This is a genomic window from Pantoea sp. CTOTU49201 (assembly GCF_032054795.1).
Lineage (GTDB): Bacteria > Pseudomonadota > Gammaproteobacteria > Enterobacterales > Enterobacteriaceae > Pantoea > Pantoea symbiotica.
The window spans coordinates 1-3,008 of the sequence record NZ_DAMBSA010000500.1 but is presented as its reverse complement, the minus strand read 5'-3'; the positions used below and the strand labels follow the sequence as shown (position 1 = coordinate 3,008).

The 3,008-nt window shown below is 52.0% G+C and carries 3 protein-coding genes; 2 read left to right on the top strand and 1 reads right to left on the bottom strand.

What is annotated here, in order from left to right:
• On the bottom strand, positions 1–522 hold a 522-nt coding region (locus RTY00_RS22845), incomplete at its 3' end, for a PEP/pyruvate-binding domain-containing protein (protein ID WP_312666457.1).
• A 449-nt stretch (positions 523–971) separates the two neighbouring features.
• Here RTY00_RS22845 and RTY00_RS22840 point away from each other — a divergent pair.
• Both RTY00_RS22840 and RTY00_RS22835 read left to right on the top strand, forming a co-directional pair.
• The gene (locus tag RTY00_RS22840; RefSeq protein ID WP_008102960.1) at positions 972–1,799 is read left to right on the top strand and encodes a pyruvate, water dikinase regulatory protein; all 828 of its coding nucleotides are present in this window, start codon (positions 972–974) and stop codon (positions 1,797–1,799) included.
• A gap of 233 nt (positions 1,800–2,032) precedes the next feature.
• The coding region (locus tag RTY00_RS22835) for a 3-deoxy-7-phosphoheptulonate synthase (protein WP_312666455.1) at positions 2,033–3,008 on the top strand (976 nt) is incomplete at its 3' end.

Below are 3,008 nucleotides of genomic sequence, written 5' to 3'. Positions count from 1 at the left end.
AGAGATAGCGCGATCGTTAAATAAAGAGGCATACACGTGCTTCACCGCGATGATCACCGCGTCATAGCCCTGCACGTTAAGGAAAGTCTCCTGCTGGCCGGCAAACGAGGCGTCGGGCATATCCTCGGCGGTGGCTGACGAGCGCACCGCAAAGGAGGCGTCGGCATCATCAGCAGAGAGTTGTTCGTAGGCGCTACGAATCGCCGCTTCCAGCTCAGGCTGGAATGGCGTATCGACCACCCATTGACGAATCTGTTTACCCGCTTGCGCGAGCTCAGCAACATCATCAACATCCGTTTTATCCAGCAAATCATAAATACGCTGGTTCAGTCCGCTTTGATCGAGGAACAGATTAAACGCATAAGATGTGGTCGCATAACCGTTTGGCACGGAAACACCCAGCGACGACAAATTCGTAATCATTTCTCCCAGGGAAGCATTCTTGCCTCCCACCCGATCAACATCATGCATGCCAAGCTGGTTGTACCAGAGCACTAGCGACTGTTGGTCTTGATTGGACATTGAGATTATCCTTTTAAATGATGTGAATACACATGGAACATTTTGCTATTCGCCAAAACAGCCTGGCACAACCTATAAATAAAGACTAAGTGTTGAATCGTTAAAGCAGGAAAAGAAAGGCAAAATCGGATTAGTACTTAGAATTAATTGAGTTGCGCAACCGGGCTATTTCACGCTAATGGATTGCTGCAACGATATTTTTCCCTTTTTCAGAGGGTTAGCGATTGATTTTTGTTGCGCAACGGCTTCACACTTTATTTCATGCGCGAAAAGGAAAATGCGCGAAAATAACGCTTTTCAAAACAGCATTTCATCTAATATTGATTATTCGCTGATTCATCTTTGTGAGCGCAATAGCGGACAATATGGATATTTCATTTTACTATTAATTAAAATGAAATATTGTCATCAATAATTTAGGCATTGATACGCAAGAGGATATTTGCAAGATGAACACTGAACGCAGCGTATTCTACATTTCTGATGGCACCGCCATAACCGCCGAAGTACTGGGCCATGCGGTGTTATCTCAGTTCCCGGTGATGGCCCACAGCGTGACGCTGCCGTTTGTTGAGAATGTGCAGCGCGCTCAAGCGGTTAAAGCACAAATCAATGCGCTCTATCAGCAGAGCGGCGTACGCCCGCTGGTTTTCTTCTCTATTGTTACGCCCGATGTACGCGAAATTATTCTGGAGAGCGAAGGCTTTTGTCAGGACATCGTGCAGGCGCTGGTGGCACCGCTGCAGAGTGAGCTGGGCGTAGCGTCAATGCCAGTGGCGCACCGCACACATGGTTTAACCGCCAGCAACCTCGGCAAATATGACGCGCGTATCGCGGCCATCGATTACACCCTTGCGCATGATGACGGCATTTCTTTGCGCGGTTTGGAAGATGCGCAGGTGATTTTGCTCGGCGTGTCTCGCTGCGGGAAAACCCCCACCAGCTTATACCTGGCGATGCAGTTTGGCGTGCGTGCCGCTAACTATCCGTTTATCGCCGATGATATGGATAACCTGAAACTGCCGCCGGCGCTGCGTGCGCATCAGCATAAGCTGTTTGGTTTGACCATCGATCCGGAACGCTTGGCGGCGATTCGTCAGGAGCGCGCGGAAAATACCCGTTACGCTTCGCTACGCCAATGCCGTCTCGAGGTGGGCGAAGTGGAAGCGTTGTTCCGCACCAATCAGATTCGTTATCTCAACAGCACCAACTATTCGGTGGAGGAGATTGCCACCAAAATCCTCGACATTATGGGCCTGAACCGCAACATGTATTAGGTGTTGCTGCCGGTCGCCATAAATGGCGCCCCTACAAAAACCGCACTACACATTCGTAGGGTCGCCATTTATGGCGACCTGATCTCACTGTAATTCCAATGTAAAGCCAGGCTTCCGTCTAATTTGATGACCTTTGTTTTTAGCAGGTTGAATTCGCAGGCTATTAGTTTATTGTGACCACCATCACTTCCCGGTATTTCACCGCTGCGAAGAAAAAATTTTTGAGAACCCCAATGAACAAGACTGATGAACTGCGTACCGCGCGCATCGGTAGCCTGCTGACTCCGGCTGCGCTCGCGCATGAACACCCTATTTCGGCAGAAATTGCCGCCAACGTCACGGCTTCCCGTCAACGCATCGCGCGCATTCTGACCGGCGAAGATCCGCGTCTTTTAGTGATTATTGGCCCTTGTTCGCTGCACGATCCTAAAGCGGCAATTGAGTATGCTGAACGTCTGAACGTGCTGCGTGAGCGCCATAAAGATCGTCTGGAAATCGTGATGCGCGCCTATTTTGAAAAACCGCGCACCGTGATTGGCTGGAAAGGCCTGATCTCCGATCCGGATCTGGATGGCAGCTACGATGTCAATCGGGGCATCGCCATCGCGCGCAAACTGCTGCTGGATATCAACGCGCTCGGCATGCCAACCGCCACCGAATTCCTCGATATGGTGATCGGCCAGTTTATTGCCGACCTGATCAGCTGGGGCGCAATTGGCGCGCGTACCACCGAAAGCCAGATTCACCGTGAGATGGCATCGGCGCTCTCCTGCCCGGTTGGTTTCAAGAACGGCACCGACGGCAACGTGCAGATCGCGGTCGATGCGATTCGCGCCGCGCGCGCCAGCCACATGTTCCTGTCACCGGATAAGAATGGTCAGATGACCATTTATCAAACCAGCGGCAATCCGCATGGTCATGTGATCCTGCGCGGTGGTCGTCAGCCGAACTATCATGCGGAAGATGTGGCGGCAGCGGCGGCCAATCTGCGCGACTTCAATCTGCCGGAGCAACTGGTGATCGACTTCAGCCACGGCAACTGCCTGAAGCAGCACGGTCGTCAGCGTGATGTTGCCGATGACGTGGCGGCGCAAATTCGTGCCGGATCGCGCGCGGTGGCGGGCGTGATGATTGAGAGTTTCCTGCAGGAAGGGAATCAGAAAGTGGTGAGCGGTGAAGCGCTAACCTATGGTCAGTCAATCACCGATC